The organism is Nakamurella flavida, assembly GCF_030811475.1.
GTDB lineage: Bacteria > Actinomycetota > Actinomycetes > Mycobacteriales > Nakamurellaceae > Nakamurella > Nakamurella flavida.
The window spans coordinates 3,481,764-3,499,127 of record NZ_JAUSQV010000001.1 but is presented as its reverse complement, the minus strand read 5'-3'; the positions used below and the strand labels follow the sequence as shown (position 1 = coordinate 3,499,127).

The 17,364-nt window shown below is 72.8% G+C and carries 18 protein-coding genes; 8 read left to right on the top strand and 10 right to left on the bottom strand.

Annotation, left to right across the window (positions count from 1 at the left end; translation table 11 throughout):
• Nucleotides 1-8: 8 nt before the first annotated feature.
• The 5 genes from J2S58_RS15520 to J2S58_RS15500 are packed head-to-tail and all read right to left on the bottom strand — an operon-like array spanning nucleotide 9 to nucleotide 5,534.
• The gene (locus J2S58_RS15520) at nucleotides 9-1,082 is read right to left on the bottom strand and encodes an NAD-dependent epimerase/dehydratase family protein (RefSeq protein WP_205256532.1); all 1,074 of its coding nucleotides are present in this window, start codon (nucleotides 1,080-1,082) and stop codon (nucleotides 9-11) included.
• Nucleotides 1,083-1,140: 58 nt separating this feature from the next.
• Nucleotides 1,141-1,950, bottom strand: coding sequence for an HAD family hydrolase (locus J2S58_RS15515; protein ID WP_205256533.1), 810 nt, complete (start codon nucleotides 1,948-1,950; stop codon nucleotides 1,141-1,143).
• Nucleotides 1,940-3,070, bottom strand: coding sequence for a cysteine protease StiP family protein (locus J2S58_RS15510; protein ID WP_306828818.1), 1,131 nt, complete (start codon nucleotides 3,068-3,070; stop codon nucleotides 1,940-1,942). The genes J2S58_RS15515 and J2S58_RS15510 overlap by 11 nt, the downstream gene beginning before the upstream one ends.
• On the bottom strand, nucleotides 3,067-4,380 hold the full coding sequence (locus J2S58_RS15505) for a phosphoribosyltransferase family protein (protein ID WP_205256534.1): 1,314 nt from the start codon (nucleotides 4,378-4,380) through the stop codon (nucleotides 3,067-3,069). The genes J2S58_RS15510 and J2S58_RS15505 overlap by 4 nt, the downstream gene beginning before the upstream one ends.
• A complete protein-coding gene (locus J2S58_RS15500; RefSeq protein ID WP_205256535.1) occupies nucleotides 4,377-5,534 on the bottom strand; it encodes an HpcH/HpaI aldolase/citrate lyase family protein in 1,158 nt (385 codons plus the stop codon). The genes J2S58_RS15505 and J2S58_RS15500 overlap by 4 nt, the downstream gene beginning before the upstream one ends.
• 422 nt (nucleotides 5,535-5,956) lie before the next feature.
• Between J2S58_RS15500 and J2S58_RS15495 the strand changes: the two genes are divergently transcribed.
• The 3 genes from J2S58_RS15495 (at nucleotide 5,957) to J2S58_RS15485 (ending at nucleotide 8,683) form a co-directional block, all read left to right on the top strand.
• The gene (locus J2S58_RS15495; protein ID WP_205256536.1) at nucleotides 5,957-6,532 is read left to right on the top strand and encodes a TerD family protein; all 576 of its coding nucleotides are present in this window, start codon (nucleotides 5,957-5,959) and stop codon (nucleotides 6,530-6,532) included.
• Nucleotides 6,533-6,690: 158 nt separating this feature from the next.
• The gene (locus J2S58_RS15490; protein WP_205256537.1) at nucleotides 6,691-7,896 is read left to right on the top strand and encodes a DUF475 domain-containing protein; all 1,206 of its coding nucleotides are present in this window, start codon (nucleotides 6,691-6,693) and stop codon (nucleotides 7,894-7,896) included.
• 61 nt (nucleotides 7,897-7,957) lie between these two features.
• Entirely contained in the window at nucleotides 7,958-8,683 is a 726-nt protein-coding gene (locus tag J2S58_RS15485) for a TerD family protein (RefSeq protein ID WP_205256538.1), read from the top strand.
• Nucleotides 8,684-8,727: 44 nt separating this feature from the next.
• Here J2S58_RS15485 and J2S58_RS15480 read toward each other — a convergent pair whose 3' ends face one another.
• Nucleotides 8,728-9,297, bottom strand: coding sequence for a hypothetical protein (locus J2S58_RS15480; RefSeq protein ID WP_205256539.1), 570 nt, complete (start codon nucleotides 9,295-9,297; stop codon nucleotides 8,728-8,730).
• Between the two features lie 324 nt (nucleotides 9,298-9,621).
• Between J2S58_RS15480 and J2S58_RS15475 the strand changes: the two genes are divergently transcribed.
• The 3 genes from J2S58_RS15475 (at nucleotide 9,622) to J2S58_RS15465 (ending at nucleotide 11,536) form a co-directional block, all read left to right on the top strand.
• Entirely contained in the window at nucleotides 9,622-9,762 is a 141-nt protein-coding gene (locus J2S58_RS15475; RefSeq protein WP_205256540.1) for a hypothetical protein, read from the top strand.
• Nucleotides 9,763-9,927: 165 nt separating this feature from the next.
• Complete coding sequence (locus tag J2S58_RS15470) at nucleotides 9,928-11,259, top strand: S8 family serine peptidase (RefSeq protein WP_205256541.1); 1,332 nt, start codon at nucleotides 9,928-9,930, stop codon at nucleotides 11,257-11,259.
• Between the two features lie 40 nt (nucleotides 11,260-11,299).
• On the top strand, nucleotides 11,300-11,536 hold the full coding sequence (locus J2S58_RS15465) for a hypothetical protein (RefSeq protein WP_205256542.1): 237 nt from the start codon (nucleotides 11,300-11,302) through the stop codon (nucleotides 11,534-11,536).
• 60 nt (nucleotides 11,537-11,596) lie between these two features.
• Here the strand turns inward: J2S58_RS15465 and J2S58_RS15460 are convergent, their stop codons facing one another.
• From J2S58_RS15460 to J2S58_RS15450, 3 genes are all read right to left on the bottom strand, one after another.
• Nucleotides 11,597-13,339, bottom strand: coding sequence for a carbohydrate-binding domain-containing protein (locus J2S58_RS15460; RefSeq protein WP_205256543.1), 1,743 nt, complete (start codon nucleotides 13,337-13,339; stop codon nucleotides 11,597-11,599).
• Nucleotides 13,340-13,428: 89 nt separating this feature from the next.
• A complete protein-coding gene (locus tag J2S58_RS15455) occupies nucleotides 13,429-14,220 on the bottom strand; it encodes a polyphosphate polymerase domain-containing protein (protein ID WP_205256544.1) in 792 nt (263 codons plus the stop codon).
• Nucleotides 14,217-14,810 carry a DUF4956 domain-containing protein gene (locus tag J2S58_RS15450; RefSeq protein WP_205256545.1) on the bottom strand — a complete coding sequence of 198 codons (594 nt, stop codon included), beginning with the start codon at nucleotides 14,808-14,810 and terminating at the stop codon, nucleotides 14,217-14,219. The genes J2S58_RS15455 and J2S58_RS15450 overlap by 4 nt, the downstream gene beginning before the upstream one ends.
• A 231-nt stretch (nucleotides 14,811-15,041) precedes the next feature.
• On the opposite strand from J2S58_RS15450, the gene J2S58_RS15445 reads away from it, so the two are divergent.
• Complete coding sequence (locus J2S58_RS15445) at nucleotides 15,042-15,218, top strand: hypothetical protein (protein WP_205256546.1); 177 nt, start codon at nucleotides 15,042-15,044, stop codon at nucleotides 15,216-15,218.
• 49 nt (nucleotides 15,219-15,267) lie between these two features.
• Here the strand turns inward: J2S58_RS15445 and J2S58_RS15440 are convergent, their stop codons facing one another.
• Nucleotides 15,268-15,993 carry an AAA family ATPase gene (locus J2S58_RS15440; protein ID WP_205256547.1) on the bottom strand — a complete coding sequence of 242 codons (726 nt, stop codon included), beginning with the start codon at nucleotides 15,991-15,993 and terminating at the stop codon, nucleotides 15,268-15,270.
• A gap of 288 nt (nucleotides 15,994-16,281) precedes the next feature.
• Here J2S58_RS15440 and J2S58_RS15435 point away from each other — a divergent pair, with 288 nt between their 5' ends.
• Nucleotides 16,282-17,337, top strand: coding sequence for an NAD(P)-dependent alcohol dehydrogenase (locus J2S58_RS15435; RefSeq protein ID WP_205256548.1), 1,056 nt, complete (start codon nucleotides 16,282-16,284; stop codon nucleotides 17,335-17,337).
• Nucleotides 17,338-17,364 lie beyond the last annotated feature (27 nt).

Sequence of the window (17,364 nt, the reverse complement as noted above, 5' to 3'; positions counted from 1 at the left end):
CGGGTCGGTCAGGACTTCCGGCGGCGGGTGATCGGTCCGACGGTGAGCAGGTCGGTCAGCTGTTCGCGCGTCGACCGGCGGCGCAGCACCGGGCTGGCCGTGGCGTCCCGGTCCCGCATGCCCTCGATCAGCTCGCCCAACGCGCGCCGGGCGTCCACCGTCGGCGCCCACCCCAGCACGTCCCGGGCCCGGGTGGTGTCCAGCAGCGGCACCCCGAAAGCCAGGTCGATCCACCCCGGGTCCAGCGGCTGCAGGTGCAGCCGCCAGGCCAGGTCGGCCGCGCCCCGCAGCACCTTCGCCGGCAGCTGCACGGCCTTGGCACCCAGCGCGGCGGCCACCTCGCGGCGACCGATGGACGGCTCGGCGGACAGGTTGAACGCACCGCCCGCCCGCTGCTCGACGACCCGGACGATCGCGTCGGCCACGTCGTCGGAGTGCACGACGGGGACGCAGAACTGCTGGTCGAGCGGCAGCAGCGGCAGCCAGCGGAGCACCGCGGCGGGCACCAGCGCGGGGAGCCCGTACCGCAGCAGGGAGCTGCCGGCCGCGCGCTGCAGCACCAGGCCCGGCCGCATCCGGGCGATGAGCAGGTCCTCGCCGGCGTCGCGCTCGGCCCGGTCCAGCAGCCGCTCGGCGGCGGCCTTGTGCTGGCTGTACGGGGATGAGGGGATGCCGTCGCGGGGGTAGTCCTCGGTGACCCGCTGCCCCGAGCGGGCCGGGGAGTAGGTGCCCACCGAGGACATGTGCACCAGGTGCCCGACGCCCGCGGTGCGCACCGCGTCCAGCACGGCCCGGGTCCCGCCGACCCCGACCCGCTCCAGGTACGCCGGGTCGTGCGACGGCTGGAAGCCCCAGGCCAGGTTCACCACCACGTCGACACCCGCGACGATCGCGGCCAGGCGTTCGGGGGCGACCGGATCGGCGATGTCCAGCGCGTGCCAGAGCACCGCGTCGTACGGCGGCTCGGGCGGCGGCGGACGCCGCACCACGCCGATGACCTCGTGCTGTCGGCCGTCGGCCTGCAGGGCCCGCAACAGGGCCGTCCCGATGTTCCCGCTGGCCCCGACCACGGCGATACGCATGACCGCAGTCTGCCGCGCCCGGAGCGCGGGCGGGCGTCGGACCGGCGTCGGCGGCAGGTCAGCCGAGCCGGTCGACGAACCAGGCGGCCATCTCTTCCCCGGCCAGCACCCCGGTCGCGGTGGCGATGCTCACCCGGGGCGCGGTCCAGCCCAGGGCGGCCAACTCGCCGTGCGGCGGCCGCATCGCCTGCTCCGCGGCGGCCAGGAAGCCGGCGTCCAGCGCGCCGTCACCCGCCGCCAGCCAGCCGCGCGCGCCGGTCCGGTCCGCGACCTCGGCCAGCGCCCGTTCCTTGGTCAACGTCAGCGGCATCGCGTAGATCTTGCGGCCCTGCCGGGAGACCCACCAGCCGCGGGCCCGGCACCAGCCGTCCAGCTCGGCGACGAATCCGGCGGGCAGAGCGGCGGGCTCCACCACCAGATAGCAGAACAGTTCGTCCCCCAGCCGCCGCTTGAGCACCCAGTCCCCGACGGCCGCCTCGGCCAGGTGGTCGACGACGACGGTCAGCGGGACGGCCGAGGCCGCCACGGCCGCGTCCATCGCCGCCCGCCACTGCGGGTCGCGGACGCCGTCGACGAGGATCGACCCGCCGTTGGTGGTGACCGCGTACCCCGGGTGCACGCCCGGGAAGCGGATCCGCCGGTACTGCGCGTCGGTGCGGGTGGTGATCGGGACCAGGGCACGACGGGCGTCCACCTGCCGCAGGGAGTCCAGCGCCGCCATCGTCAGGAACGACAGCGGCACCCCGTCCAGCACCTCTGCGCAGATCAGCGTGGGTGCCTGCTCGTCCGGTCCGGGCAGGTCGAGAGCGGCCGCGGAGTAGATCATGGTGCGGTCCAGGTCGGTGGCGACGAGCAGGTCAGCCCTCACCGGACACCCCCGGCAGCTGCCGGACCAGGCCGACGCAGGTGTACGGCAGGTCGGGCACCGTCTCCAGCGGGACCCCGCGCCCGGCGGCGAGCACGGCCAGGTGGGCGAGATCGGGGTGGTCGGGGTCGCGGACGAGGATGCGTTCGGGGACGCGGCGCAGCAGCACCCGGGTCGCCTCCCCCACCCCCGGCTTCACGAAGTTGACCGAGTCGATGCCGTAACGCCGGGCGATGCCCTCGACGGCCCGCCACCCCGCGAACGTCACCTCCCGGTCGCCGTCCCGCACCTGCGGCCAGGCCTGCGCGACGCGATCGGCCACCCCGACGAAGGCCGCGCCGACCGTGTCCAGGAACCGGTTGGAGACGTCCCCGTCGGCCAGCTCGGCGTAGAACTTCGCCCCGTGGTACTGCCCGGGCCGCAGGATCCGCGGGTTGAGCACGGTGCGCGAGACCAGCCCGGAGACGGTGGAGTTCAGGCAGGCCGAGGCGATGAGGAAGTCGTCGCGGGTGCCGAAGGTGCGCACGCTGTGCCCGGGGTCGGCCAGCACGGCCAGCTTGTCGGAGAAGACCGGGCCGCCGTCCCGGGCGACCTCCTGCAGGGCTGCGGTGAGCTCCTTGGCGATGGCGCCCTTGCCGGTCCACCCGTCCACGAAGACCACCGACGCCGGGTCGTGGTGCTCGGCCAGGTGCGCCAGGGCGACCCGGTCGATGCCCCGCCCGCGCACGATGGACAGCGCGTAGTGCGGCAGCTCGATCCCGTGCCGGGCCCGGGCCCACCGGCGCATGAGGATGCCGATCGGGGTGCCCGCCCGGGCCAGCGAGGCCAGCACGATGTCCGGGCCCCGCTCGGCCAGCACCAGCTCGGTGACGATGCCGACGGCCTCGGCGAGCCGCGGGGCGGTCTCGATCAGGACGGCGTCGAACAGCGCCCGGTAGGCCGCGTCGGGCTGGTACTCGACCGGCAGGGACTCCGCATAGTGGGCGGTCCCCGCCTGGATGGCGGCCTCCCGGACGGCCAGATCGGCCTCGAGGTCGAGGCGGGAGAGATCAGTGAGCAGCCACGACACCTCGTCGGCGCGGTAGCTGCCGAACCTCGGGCCGGTCAGCGGGGCCGGCGTCACCGGGATTCCTGCGCCAGCACGGCGGTGAGCACCGGGGCGCCGGTGGCCGCGGTGAGGGCGGCGGCCACCCGCTCGACCACGGCTGCGTCGGCGGCATCGGTGGTGTCCAGCACGAGGACCACCGCCGCGGGCGGCACGGGCCGGTCGGGGTCGGCGAGGTTGTAGACGTACCGGGGAACGTCGTCGGCCGGGTCGAAGGCGGGCAGCACGACCCGGCGACGGACGGGGTAGCCGTCCACGTCCAGCGCGTGCACCGGCGAGCGGGTGGTGGACTGGAAGAGCACGGCCCGCTCCGGGCGGACCGCGGCCAGCTCGGCGGCCAGCCGCAGCGGCAGGTACATCAGCTCCTCGCTGCCCAGCACGAGCAGCGGGCCGGGGCGCAGGTCGCCGAGCTCGGCGCCCAGTCGCTCGGCGGCACCGCGGACGGCGTCGTCGAAGGCGGGTCGGTCGGCGTGGGCGAACCCGTGTCGCCCGCCCTGCGGCAGACCGGCCGGCCAGGGCAGATCGAGCCTGGTCACCGTGACAGCGGCCGCCGCCAGGGAGTCCGCCGGGTCGGGCAGCCGGGCCGCCACCTGCGCGATGACGTCGTCCGGCAGCTCCACCTCGCCCCGGGCCAGCGAGACCACGTCGATCGGGCAACCCAGCCGACGGGCCAGGTCCTGCAGGGTCCGCTCGTCGGCGGGTCCGCGCAGGTCGACCAGACCGGCCAGCACGTAGCGCGACGCCGGCCGCAACCGGTGCAGCTCGGCGATGACGGCCCGCGCGGTCGCCCCGGTGGACAGCTCGTCGTCGACCAGCACCACCGGCCTCCGCTCGCTCGGCTCCTCCGGCGCGGTCAGCGGGTCCACCGGCCACGGGGTGAGCAGGTGACCGGTGGCGTGCGAGTGGTTCTCGGAGAACTCCGCCGTCACCGGGACCCCGGGCACGGTGCGGCGGGTCGAGTGCAGGTAGAGATCGGCGCCGACCGCGTCGTGGACCAGGTGGCCCAGGCTGGTCGCCGTCTCGGCGAACCCCAGCACCAGGCGGGGCCGCTCGCCGCCCAACGCGTCGCGCACCCGGTCGCCCAGCGCGTGCCCGGCCGCGGTGATCACGGCCGGGTCGGCCGGGATGTGCTTGCCCAGCACGGTGGAGACCAGCAGCTGGGCCCGCCGCGGGTTGCGGCGCAGCGCGATGCGGATCAGCCCGTCCAGGCCGGGCTCCCCCGCCGCGACCGGTCCGACCGGACGCACGTGCACCCCGAACTCCCGGGTCACCCAGGACGACTGCTCGTCGCCGTCCGGGCCGGTCACCTGTTCCGCCTCGATGGTCACGGCTGGGTCCACAGGGCCGACAGGATGTCCACGTGGGAGATGCTGGGCCGGGACACCCCGAACACCTCGGCACGCAGCGCGATGCGCTGGGCCCACACCCGGTGCGGACGGGACTCGTTCATCTTGTTGCGGAACTCCGACGATCGCGCCCCGCCGGACACCGCGCCGAGGACGTCCTGCGCGTCGACGAACTCCTCGTGCGGCACCACCGAGAGCGCGTGCACCACGTCCACGTGCGAGGGGTGGATGACGGTCTTCCCGGTCAGCCCGTTGACCCGGTCCAGCACGATCTCGCGGAGCAGGCCGTCCATGTCGCGCAGCAGCAGGTCGGCGCGGAGCCGCTCGGCGTCGCGGTCCTCGAACGGCGTCTGCCGAAGCTGGGGCCGGAACATCCGTTCGTGGCCGGCGAAGTACTCCCAGACCGGACCGGTGATCGGGTAGCCGGTGCCGTCGGACCGGCCCAGGTGGTTCACCACGTCGGCGATGAACAGCGCGGCGATACCGACGTCGTAGACGGTCAGGTCCCGGTCGCGGCGGATCCCGTAGAGCCCGCACAGGTCGGTGGCGCCGATGCGCACGGCCAGCACCCGGTCGCGGTGCCGGGCCAGCAGGGTGCGGATGGCCTGCAGCTCGGCCGCCCGGGTCTCCGCGTACAGCACCTCCGGGGTCTCCAGCACCGGCATGATCAGCAACGGCGGGCGGGCGTCGTCCGCCGTGCGCACCATCGCGTCCAGGTACTGCTCGCCGCGCTGGTAGGAGAACTTCGGCAGCACCAGACCGGTCAGCACGCCGGCGGTCGCGTCCAGCTTCTCCAGCAGCGTCACCACCATCTCCGGGGTGCGCACCCGGACGAACAGCAGCGCCTCGGGCGGATCGGCGTGCAGATCGGCCAGCGCGTCCCGGGCCAGCACCAGACCCTCCTCGACGCGCTCGTCGGGGACGGAGTCCTCCAGGTCGATCACCATCGACCGGACCCCGCCGCGGGCCCGCCGCCGGATCGTGCCGGCCAGGTCGTCGCGGATCGCCGGGACGTACAGCGTGGCGCCCAACGCCTGGGCCAGCACGGCGGGATCGCTGTGCGCGTGGAACGGCCGGGGGTCGGCGAAGAACAGTTCCTGACGCACGGCGGACGGGAGCTGCCCGAAATGACGCACCTGATCTCCTTGTCGCCGACGGGGCCTGCGTAGAGCTGAGCGGCCGGCGGGAACGGCAGCGGGGTGAATCACGATAGGGGCCCCCGCGCCGCGGTCGGCGGCCCGGGCGCAGGAATTCACCCGCCCGACGGAATCCGGTCGCCCGCCGGGTGCCTGGGCCGGGATGCGCGGGCCCGGGACAGGGCGCAGGATCGGACGGGGCCGATCACCGGGGGTCGGCCCTCGCCGGGGGTTGCACGCCGGGGCCGGGAACGATGTCCGCGTCGCCGGAGTTGCACCCTCGTCGCCGTCGTTCAGCGTCGGTACCGCCCGGGGCATCCCGCCGGGCGCCCCGCTGCCCGACGACGATCGGCGCCACCGCCCCTCCCGGGGCCGGTGGTCGATCCGGAACAGCTCCGCACACCGTCGAAAGGATCTTCCTCATGGGTGTCAGTCTCTCCAAGGGCGGCAACGTCTCCCTGACCAAGGCGGCCCCCGGCCTGACCGCGGTCACCGTGGGCCTGGGCTGGGACGTCCGCACCACCACCGGCACGGACTTCGACCTGGACGCCAGCGCGCTGGGTCTGGGCGAGAGCAAGAAGATCCTGTCGGACCAGTACTTCGTGTTCTTCAACAACCTGGCCTCCCCGGACGGTTCGATCACCCACAAGGGCGACAACCTGACCGGTGAGGGCGACGGCGACGACGAGCAGGTCGCGGTCAACCTGGCCGCCGTGCCCGCCGAGATCGCCTCCATCGTCTTCCCCGTCTCCATCTACGACGGGGACAGCCGCGGCCAGTCGTTCGGCCAGGTCCGCAACGCCTTCATCCGCGTGGTCAACGACGCGGACGGCGCCGAGCTGGCCCGCTACGACCTCTCCGAGGACGCCTCGACCGAGACCGCGATGGTCTTCGGCGAGCTGTACCGCAACGGCACCGAGTGGAAGTTCCGCGCCGTCGGCCAGGGCTATGCCAGTGGCCTGACCGGTATCGCGCGCGACTTCGGCGTCAGCGTCTGATCCAGCACGTCTGATCCAGCACGTCTGATCCAGCACGACTGATCCGGCACGTCGGATCCAGCACGACCCGCGGCCCGGCCGCGGCGAGCACTGCCCCGACGGGGCCGGGTCATCCACCCGGCCCCGTCGGTCCGCCCCCTGCTAACCGAAGGCCCGTCGTGCACCTGAGCATCTTCAAGTGGTCCTACATCGTCACCGCGGTCTCGTTGGTGGTCGCATTCCTGTACGGCGGGCCGTCCGCGCTGTTCCTGTGCGTCATCCTCGGCATCCTGGAGATCTCGCTCTCCTTCGACAATGCCGTCATCAACGCCACGATCCTGCAGCGGATGAGCGACTTCTGGCAGAAGATCTTCCTCACCGTCGGCATCGTCATCGCCGTGTTCGGCATGCGCCTCGTGCTGCCGCTGGTCATCGTGTGGTTGGCCGCCGGGCTGAACCCGATCGCCGCCTTCGATCTCGCGATGAACCCGCCCGCCGACGGGGCCGCCTACTTCCCGGACGGCCGGGCCAGCTACGAGACCCTGCTGACCGACGCGCACCCGATCATCGCGGCCTTCGGCGGCATGTTCCTGCTCATGCTGTTCCTGAGCTGGGTCTTCGAGGAGCGCGAGCACACCTGGCTGAGCGCCCTGGAGCGTCCGCTGGCCAAGGCCGGGAAGCTCGACGCGATGGCCGTCCTGGTCTCCATGATCGTGCTGCTCGTCGTCTCCGAGACCCTCGCCGAGGACGCCGAGACGGTCCTGTTCTCCGGGGTCGTCGGCATCGTGCTGTACCTCGCCGTCAACGGCCTGGGCACGCTGTTCGAGGCCGGCCAGGAGGACGACGAGACCACCGCGGACACCGCGGTCGACAAGGCCCTGGCCGGTGCCAACGGGACCGACACCACCGACAACCCGACGGCCGACCCGTCCGCGGTGCAGTCCAAGGCCAGGTCGGGCGGGCCCACCCAGCTGGTCCGGGCCACCGGCAAGGCCGGCTTCTTCCTGTTCCTGTACCTCGAGGTGCTGGACGCCTCGTTCTCCTTCGACGGAGTCATCGGCGCCTTCGCGATCACCTCGGACCCGATCATCATCGCGCTGGGCCTGGGCCTCATCGGCGCCATGTTCGTCCGGTCGCTGACGGTGTTCCTGGTCCGCAAGGGCACTCTCGCCGAGTACGTCTACCTGGAGCACGGCGCGCACTGGGCGATCGGCGCACTGGCCGCGATCCTCATGGTCTCCATCGGCGTGCACGTCAACGAGATCATCACCGGCCTGCTGGGCGTGGCGTTCATCGGTGCCGCCTTCCTGTCCAGCGTGCGGCGCAACAAGGCCCTGCGGGCGCGGGGCGAGGACCCGGCGACCGTCGGGGCCGCCTCGCACTGACCCCGGTCGACCCGCACCATCCGCACCAGTCCCCATCCCAGAGAGGACGGCACACCGCGTCATGGCCATCGACTACACGAAGCGCCCGACCACCCCGCCCCCGGCGGCGGCACCCCCGCCCGCAGCGGGTGGCGGTGCCCCGGTCTCGCTGTCCAAGGTCACCCTGACCAAGAGCGCCCCCCGGGTGTCGCTGAGCAAGACCGGCGGCACCGGCGGCGTGCTGACGGTCAACCTGAACTGGTCGGCACGACCGCCCGCGGCGCCGGACAAGCCGCGCGGCGGGTTCCTGGCCAAGCTGGCCGCGGCGGCCACCGCCCCCGCGAAGGGCATCGACCTGGACCTGGGCTGCCTCTACGAGCTGGCCGACGGCCGCAAGGGCGTCATCCAGGCCCTGGGCGGGGCGTTCGGGTCGTTGGACGAGGCCCCGTGGATCGCCCTGGACGGCGACGACCGCTCGGGATCGGTGACCGGCGGGGAGACCATGTCGGTCAACCTCGGCCGGCCCGGCCGGTTCAAGCGGGTGCTGATCTTCGCGATGATCTACGAGGGCGTGCCGAACTGGGGCGCCGCCGACGGGGTGGTCACCCTGACCCCGGTGGGTGGCCCGCAGATCGAGGTCACGCTCGACGCCACCGAGGCCTCCGCCCGCATCTGTGCCGTCGCCCAGCTCACCGACAACGGTGGCGAGCTGGAGGTCCAGCGCGAGGTGCAGTACGTGAACGGCGGCCAATCGGTGCTGGACAAGATGTACGGCTGGGGCATGCAGTGGGCGCCCGGCCGCAAGTGATCGCGGCCTGAGGTGGGCCGAATCGGGTCGGGGGCGGCCCGGCGTCACTGCAGGGCCGCCTTCAGCACGATCATCAGGTAGCCGAGCATGGTCATGGCCACCGCCTCCAGGCCCAGCAGGAAGCCCCGGACACCGGCCCGCCGGGCCAGCAGCCAGGTCAGGACGCCGAACAGGACGGTGGTCACCCACAAAGCCCAGGTGCCGGCGTGCTCCGGGTTCACCAGCGCGCAGGCCAGGTAGACGGCCATGGCCGGCACCCCGCCGGCGAGGATCGAGCACTCGTGGACCACTCCGGACCACACCCGCCGATCCGTCGGCTCGGCCGTCGCCCGGGTGCCCAGCACCCGTGTGTAGACGTGCACGACGAAGTAGATGAGCAGCGTGCCGACGACCACGGCGAGGTGCGCCATCACCTCCCCGGAGGTCTGTCCCCGACTGCCGGGCTCGCCCTGGGGATCGTCGACCAGGGTCAGCACGGCGGCCGCGACCAGCGCGCCGTAGAGGTACCCGGCCGGGTCCACGGCATGGCGGGGGCGCAGCGGAGCGACCGTCGCCCCGCTGGACGTGCCCGCCCCGGGTTCGACGGGCTCGGCGATCACGGGTCCTCCCGCCATGTCGACCTCCAGGGGCTCGTCGAGCGGACGGTCCGTCCGCCGGGTGGGGCAGCGCAAATGTAGACATCACGAATCGGTATCCGTGTGAAATGAACCCGAGGACGTCCGGGGCCATGGGATAGAATGAAGATCAGAATCATGAAGTAACCGAAAGTCACCATTCTCCGCACCGTTCGGGAACGCATTCCCCCGATCCGGACGTCGGGAGAAGCACGGCGGATCAGGCGCTCTCCCGACGACGTGCGGGTGTCCGGACCGAGACCGACCGGGTCGATCCCGCGATCGACCACGACCGAGCCATCCCGCCCAGACAGAGGAGTCGTCATGACCATGGGAGACCACATCAAGGCCACCCGCCCGGCCGGCATTCCGGACGAGGCCACCCCCACCACCCCGGTCGTCGTCGAGGACACCGCGGTTCCCGCGGCCCCCGTCGACGTCGTCGAGGCCGCCGACGCGGCCTGACCGACCGGCGGGCAGGTGCCCGCTCGACGCGCTCGTCCGACAGCCCGTCACCCCCTCGGGTGACGGGCTGTCGGTGTCCGGCGGTACAACTGCGTGCATCAGGGGCCCACGGGCCCACCGTCGCCCCGTCCGTGGTGGGGCGGTGAGCAGGCGAAGGGAACCAGCATGATTTCCGACGACACCACCCCGACCGGGTCGCAGGGGACGAGCGCCACCGGCCGGTGGGTCCTGGTCTTCGCCGACGGGGTCGACACCCCCGAGCAGATGACGAGCGCGATGCAGGCCGTGCGCGGCCCGATGACCCCGGCCACCGGGACCCGGGAGTACGGGGACACCGCGCTCCAGATGTCCGACGCGCAGGGCGACCCCGCCGTCCTGTTCACCGACCTGGGCGTCGCCGTCGTCACCGCGGGCCCGGGCGAGCTGGCCGCGCTGCGCGAGCTGGCCGCCGGCGACGACCGGGTCGAGTCGATCGAGCCCGAGTTGATCTTCCACGTCCTCGACGGCAGCCCTGCCGCCCCGGACGTTCCTGGCGTCCCCGGCCCGTCCCTGGACTACGTCCGGGGCTACCGCGACGGCGTGAGCGATGTCTACGACCGCCTCGCCGGATCGGTCTCGGCCCGGGCGGAGGCCGCCGGTCCGTTCACCGACACCGACTCGCTCACCTGGGGGCTGCAGGCGGTCCTCGCCCCCACCAGCCCGGCCACCGGGGCCGGGATCAAGGTCGCCGTGCTGGACACCGGGTTCGACCTGGCCCACCCCGACTTCGTCGGGCGCACCGTGACGGCGAAGTCGTTCGTGGCCGGCGAGGACGCGCAGGACGCCCACGGCCACGGCACCCACTGCGTGGGCACGTCGTGCGGCCCGGCCGCCCCGGACGGTGTCCGCCGCTACGGGGTGGCCCCCGACGCCGAGATCTTCGTCGGCAAGGTGCTCGGCAACTCCGGCTCGGGGACCGACACGAACATCCTGGCCGGCATCAACTGGGCGGTCGCCCAGGGGTGCGCCGTCATCTCGATGTCGCTGGGCGCCGACCTGGACGAGGTGGTCCAGCGCTACGAGACGGTCGGCCGCCGGGCCCTGCAGGCCGGCTCGCTGATCGTCGCCGCAGCCGGCAACAACGCCTCCCGGTCCTCCGGCGACGTCGGGTTCGTCGGCGTCCCGGCCAACAGCCCGTCGATCATGGCGGTGGCCGCCGTCGACGGAGCGCTGGCCGTGGCCGACTTCTCCGCCCGCAGCAGTGGGGTGGACGGCGGGGAGGTGGACATCGCCGGGCCGGGGGTGGACGTGTTCTCCAGCTGGCTGATGCCCGAGCGGTACAACACCATCAGCGGTACCTCCATGGCCACTCCGCACGTGTCCGGCGTCGCGGCCCTGCACGCCCAGGCTTCGGGCCTCCGCGGCAAGGAGCTCTGGACTACCCTGACGGGATCGGCGCTCGGGCTCACCGCTCCCGCGACCGATGTCGGGTCGGGCCTGGTCCAGGCGCCGCAGTGAGCGAGGCCGCCACTCCCACCCGGGACGGGAGAGTGCGGCCATGGAACAGCAGATCTCGATCACGGTGGACGACGACCACCTGCAGGACGTCGCCGGGGTGGCCGACCGCCTCCGGGCCCGCGGCATGCAGGTCGACCAGGTCATGGGCTCCATCGGCATCATCTCCGGCTCGGTGCCCTCCGGCATGCGGCAGGCGATGCGGCAGGTCCCCGGCGTGGCCGCGGTCGACAGCCCGGTGACCTTCCAGGTGGCCCCGCCCGGGAGTGCCATCCAGTAGGACGGGCTCCCGGGCGGGTCACCGGAGGGCCGGTGGTCGGCTGGTTCGGCAGCCGGTGGATCAGCCGCCGTTCGGCGCCTGCCGCCCGCCGCCCATGCCTCCACCCATCCCCATGCCGCCGGCCGGGGGCTCGCCCGCGGTGGCCGTGCCGACCGTCGCTCCGTCCGCGACGACCGTGTAGCCGGCGCCGCTGGTCACGGCATCGGTGGAGACGACGACCGAGGTGAACGCCTTCGTGGCGGTGAACTCGGCGACCACCGCGCCGTCGGCTCCGGTGACCTGGACGGCCGAGCCCGCCTGCACGGTGCTGGTGAGGGTGGCGGCGACCCAGCCCTGGGCCGAGTCGGTGGTCGGCGCCTCCACCATGCCCGACGTCCCCACCGCGATCAGGCTGCCGCCGGTGACGGTGATCCCGCCGTTGCTGTCCAGTGCGCCGTTGCCCTGCTGGACGGGGCCGGCGACCACGGTGGTGCCGCCGGAGATGACGGCCGAACCGTTGGAGTCGAGGCCGTCGCCGCCGGAATCGACGGTGAGGGTGCCGCCGCTGACGGTGAGCAGCTCGCCGGCGTTGAGGCCGTCGTCGCTGGCGAGGACCGTGGTGTCGCCGCCGGCCACGGTCACCGTGGCGCCCTCGACCCCTTCGTACGATGAGGTCACCGCGACCGTGCCGGCGGTGATCGCCACCTCGCCGTCGGCGTGCAAGCCGTCGTCGCCGGACGCGACGGTGAGCGTGCCGCCGTTCACCGCGACGGAGCCGTCGGAGTGCACCGCGTCGTCGGCCGCGTCGACCGAGACCTCGCCGCCCTCCACGACGACGCTGACCCCGCCCTTGACGCCCTTGGTCGACACGGCGTCGGAGACGGCGGCGGTCGCTCCCCCGCCGGCCTGCACGGTGACCGTGCCGCCGGTGATGACCACGTCGGTGACGGCGTCGATGCCGTCGCCGCCGGCGGTGATGGCGACGGAACCGCCGGTGATCGAGACGAAGCCGTCGGCCACGTCGTCCTCGTCGTCGGACTTCAGCCCGTCGCCGCCGGCGGTGACGGTGACGGTGCCGCCGTCGACGACCAGGTAGTCCTTGCCGCGGATACCGTCGTCCGCGGCCGTCACCGTGATCGTGCCGGCGGCCACGACCAGGCCGTCCTTGCCGGTGATGCCGTCGACGTCGCCGCTCACGGTCAGCGCGCCGGTACCGGAGATGGTGAGGTCGGCGGTGCTGTAGAGCGCCGCGTCGGGGACGTCGGTCTCGGTCTCCGTCCCGGCTGCGGCGGTCGCGGCGGCCGTGCCCGTGGTGGTCAGCGAGTTCTGCGTCCCGTCCGCGAGGTCGACCACGGCGGCCTCGGCATCACTGACCAGCACCGCGGCGGTGGTGCTGCTGGTGATGTCGGCGCCGTCCAGGATGAGGGTGACCACGCCGTCCCCGGCGGAGTCGACGACGATCTGCCCGTCGGTGAGGGTGCCGCTGATCCGGTAGGTGCCCGCAGCGGTGATGGTCACCGTCGAGCCGGCCACGGTCACCGCGGCGGAATCGCTGCTGGCCGAGTCCCCGGAGAGGGTGATGGCGACCTCCGCGGTGTCGGCCGCGGCTGCGGTGCTGCTGCTCAGGTCGATCACCTCGGCGTTCGCGGCCAGGGTGGCGGCGGCCGAGGTGGGGGTGCTGGCCGCCGCCGCGGCGGACGTGGCCGCGTTCGTCGAGGTGGCGGCGGAGGTGGCGGTGGTGTCGGTCTGGGCGGCGCAGGCGCCGGTGACCAGGGCGAGGGACAGGGCGACGGGCAGGACGAAGCGGCGGGTGAGGGCGCGCATGGCGGAACTCCGGTTCTCTTCAGGGGGCATCGGGGCGGACGGCAGCCGCGCCGGTGTCCGGCGCAGCAGGGGTCAGGAACGGGGGCCGATCAGGCCGCGCGGTCCAGGGGGTCGGCCACGGGCGCGAGCCGGCGCAGGGTCCGGCGCCAGGTCGTGGCGGGCAGGTCGGGGCGGAGCGCCGCGAGCCCGGTGGCGTACTTGGAGATCGAACTGGGCCGCATGCCGTGCCGCCACAGCACCCGGTCGGCCGCGCACAGCCGCCCCGGCGACTTCGTCTCCACGACGACCAGGTCGGGGCGGGCGAGGCCGGCCCCGTCGGGCAGGTGCCAGTGCAGACCGGTGTCGACGGTGACCCGGCTGTCGTCCCCGGGCAGGTACAGCGTGCTGCGGAGGTAGCCGTTGGACAGGACGGCGGCGAAGTCCAGCTCAGCCACCCCGGGCCACGCCGCCGCCTGCACGGTGAAGGCCCGGGCGGCTGCGTCCATCCGGTCGGTGCGCGGGTCGGTGTGCGGTCGACGGACCTTGTGCGTGCGACCGCGCACGTCCCGGGTCTTCACCTCGAACCAGGTCTCTGCGGAGTCCAGGTACGTGCGGGTGCGGAGCTTGAACCGGCGCGGCCGGCGGTGCGCGGCCAGGCGATAGCAGGTGAGATCGGCGGTGTCGAAGTACACCGAGGCGTACCGGAAGGCCCGCTGTCCGTCGATGTCCAGAGCTCGGGCCCCGACGCGATCGAGACCACCGATCAGCACGGGCAGGAACGATGACGGCACCAGGTACTTGCAGTCCACCCGCTCCTGCAGGGCCGCGTTCTCGAGCAGCTCGGCAAGCCCGATCGGGTCGAGAGTCTCCACCGGACAACGGGTGCGCAGGGCGGTACTCACCGGGCGAACGCCTCGGTGAGCTCCTGCGGCGTCGCGGTGCTCACCCGGCGGCCGATCTCGTACCGCACCTCGACGGTGGTCGTCTCGTTGACCAGGTCGAGCTTCTGCACGACGACGCGGTGAACCCGCCCGCCCAGCATCTGCTCGAGGTGGGCGACGAGCTGAGCCTCGTCGGGGATGGCCCGGTCCAGCACGACCACCTGGTGGCGGTAGCGCGGCAGCATCCGTGGGTGGTCGCCGACGAACATGACGACCAGGATCATCGCCATCAGGCTCAGGGTGATCCAGGGCGCGGCGGTGGACAGCCCGGCCAGCAGGCCGAGAGCCAGGGCCGAGAAGTAGTAGGCGACCTCGTGCTGTTCCAGTTCGGTGCTGCGCAGCCGGATGATCGACAGCACCCCGAACAGGCCGAGCCCGACCCCGGCGCCGATCGTGGTCGTGGCCAGCACCCCGGCCACCGCCAGCACGCCGACGTTCACCCCGATGAACGAGACGACCAGATCGCGGCGCCGGTGGCGCGGGAAGTACAGGGCGAAGGTGAGCAGGCCGATGGCGACGACATCGGCGGCGAAGACGGCGAGTTGCGTCATGGGGGGTCCTCCTGGGGTTTGCGCTCCGTTCATCCAGCCGGTCGGAGCTGTGCGCGGCCCATGAGCCCGCTGTTCGCGGACGAGGCGTTTCCCGGCGTCCCGACGCCCGTGCGGTTACTCACACGTAGCCTCCTCGTCATCTCCGTGAGTGACACTTGATCGATTCACCTACCCGGTGGACGCGACCGAACCGGACCGCCGCACGACGAGCCGGCCCCACAGGGAGATGCCATGACCACCGAGATCGACGGTTCCTACACCGCCAGGGTCGAACGCACCTCGTTCGGCGACATCGCCGTCCACCTGCCCGGACAGGACCTGACGATCGTCCTGGACGCCGCTGACGCCGCCCGGATCTCCCGGGACATCCTGGACGCGCTGGGCCGTCGGGACGACGCCGCCGCCTGATCCGCCCCTCCCGCGCCCGGTCGCTGTCCGTCATGGGCGACAGCCCGGCTCAGAGGTGCCGCAGGACCGAATCCGGGTCGCGCAGGAAGGCCTGCCAGGTGCGGGTCAGGGTCAGGTCGGCCCACTCGCTGCGCCGCAGTCCCCATTCCCCGACCTCGTGGACGACGGCCCCCGGGACGGCCGCGACGAGGGGCGAGTGGGTGGCCACCACGGCCTGCGACGTGCCCCGGGCCGCGATCTCCTTGAGCAGGGCGACCAGGGCCAGGCACCCGGAGAACGACAGCGCCGACTCCGGCTCGTCGAACACGTACAGGCCGGGACCGTCGAAACGACCCGACTGCAGCAGCGAGATGAACGACTCCCCGTGGGACATCTCGTGGAAGCGCGGCTCCGGCCGATCGCCCGGGTGCTCCTCCAGGTAGGAGTAGAAGCCGTGCATCGTCTCGGCCCGCAGGAAAAAACCGCGCCGAGCGCCGCCGACACCACGGGTCAGCCGCAGATCGTCGAACAGGTCCGACTCGGTGGCCCGGGTGGAATGCCGAGCTCCGGTCGAACCACCCTCCGGTGACATTCCGAAGGCCAGGGCCAGCGCCTCCACGAGAGTGGATTTCCCCGAACCGTTCTCGCCCACCAGCACGGTCACCGGGGTCAGGTCGAGGCCGTCGGTCAGCACGTGCCGGACGGCCGGCAGGGTGTGCGGCCAGTGGTCGCCGAGGGCGACCGTGGGGGCGCGGTCGACCCGGCGGACCGGCAGGCGATCGAACGCTCGGGGCATGCGGCGACGGTAGCCATCGACACCGACAGCACTGCTCCGGTACCGACGATCCGGCCGCCCGGCCCCGGCCGCACCGTCCCTCCCGGCGGCCGCGGGACGATCTTCCGGGTCGGGGGGCTAACGTTGTCCCGAGGTCAGGTCCGGCTGCATGCTCTTGCGCGGCCACCGCCTCAGCTCCGCACGACACCGCCACCCCCGCCCGACCACCCGGCCCGGCCGGATGCGTTCGGCGAGGCACGCGAGCCGCTCGAACCGCCCGCTCGAACCACATGGAAGGAACCCATCGACGTGACCGCCACTGTGACCGCGTACGCCGCCCCCTCGGCGAAGGCACCCCTGGAACCGACGACCGTGACCCTGCGCGACGTCGGCGAGAACGACGTCCGCATCGACATCAAATTCGCCGGCATCTGCCACTCCGACATCCACCAGGCCCGCGAGGAGTGGGGCGAGGCCATCTTCCCGATGGTCCCGGGCCACGAGATCGCCGGCATCGTCGCCGAGGTCGGCTCCGGCGTGAGTAAGTACCAGGTCGGCGACCGCGTCGGCGTGGGCTGCTTCGTGGATTCCTGCCGGAAGTGCGAGAACTGCCTGGCCGGCGAGCAGCAGCACTGCCTGGAGGGCGAGGTCGGCACCTACAACGCCCGCTTCTACGACGGTGAGCCCACCTACGGCGGGTACGCCCAGGGCGTCGTCGTCGACGAGAACTACGTGCTCGGCATCCCCGAGGGCATCGAGCTGTCGGCGGCCGCGCCGCTGCTGTGCGCCGGCATCACCCTGTTCTCCCCGCTGAACCACTGGGAGGCCGGCCCCGGCAAGAAGGTCGCCATCGTCGGCATGGGCGGGCTGGGCCACATGGGCGTCAAGATCGCGCACGCCATGGGCGCCGAGGTCACCGTGCTCAGCCAGAGCCTGGCCAAGAAGGACGACGGGGAGCGCTTCGGCGCAGACCACTACTACGCGACGAGCGACCCGGCCACCTTCGAGTCGCTGAAGAACACGTTCGACCTGATCGTCAACACGGTCTCGGTCAACCTGCCCCTGGACAAGTACCTGGGCCTGCTTCGCCTCAACGGCACCTTCGTGGTCGCCGGGCTCCCGGACAAGCCGGACGAGCTGCAGGCCGGGCCGCTGCTGACCAACCGTCGCCGCATCGCCGGCACCAAGAACGGCGGCATCCCGGAGACCCAGCAGATGCTCGACTTCTGCGCCGAGCACGGTCTGGCCGCCGATGTCGAGGTCATCTCGGCCGAGGAGATCAACGACGCGTGGGAGAAGGTCGTCGGGGGCAAGGTGCGCTACCGCTTCGTCATCGACACCGCGACGCTGCCGGCAACCGCCTGATCATGACCTGCAGGACGGGCCCGGTGA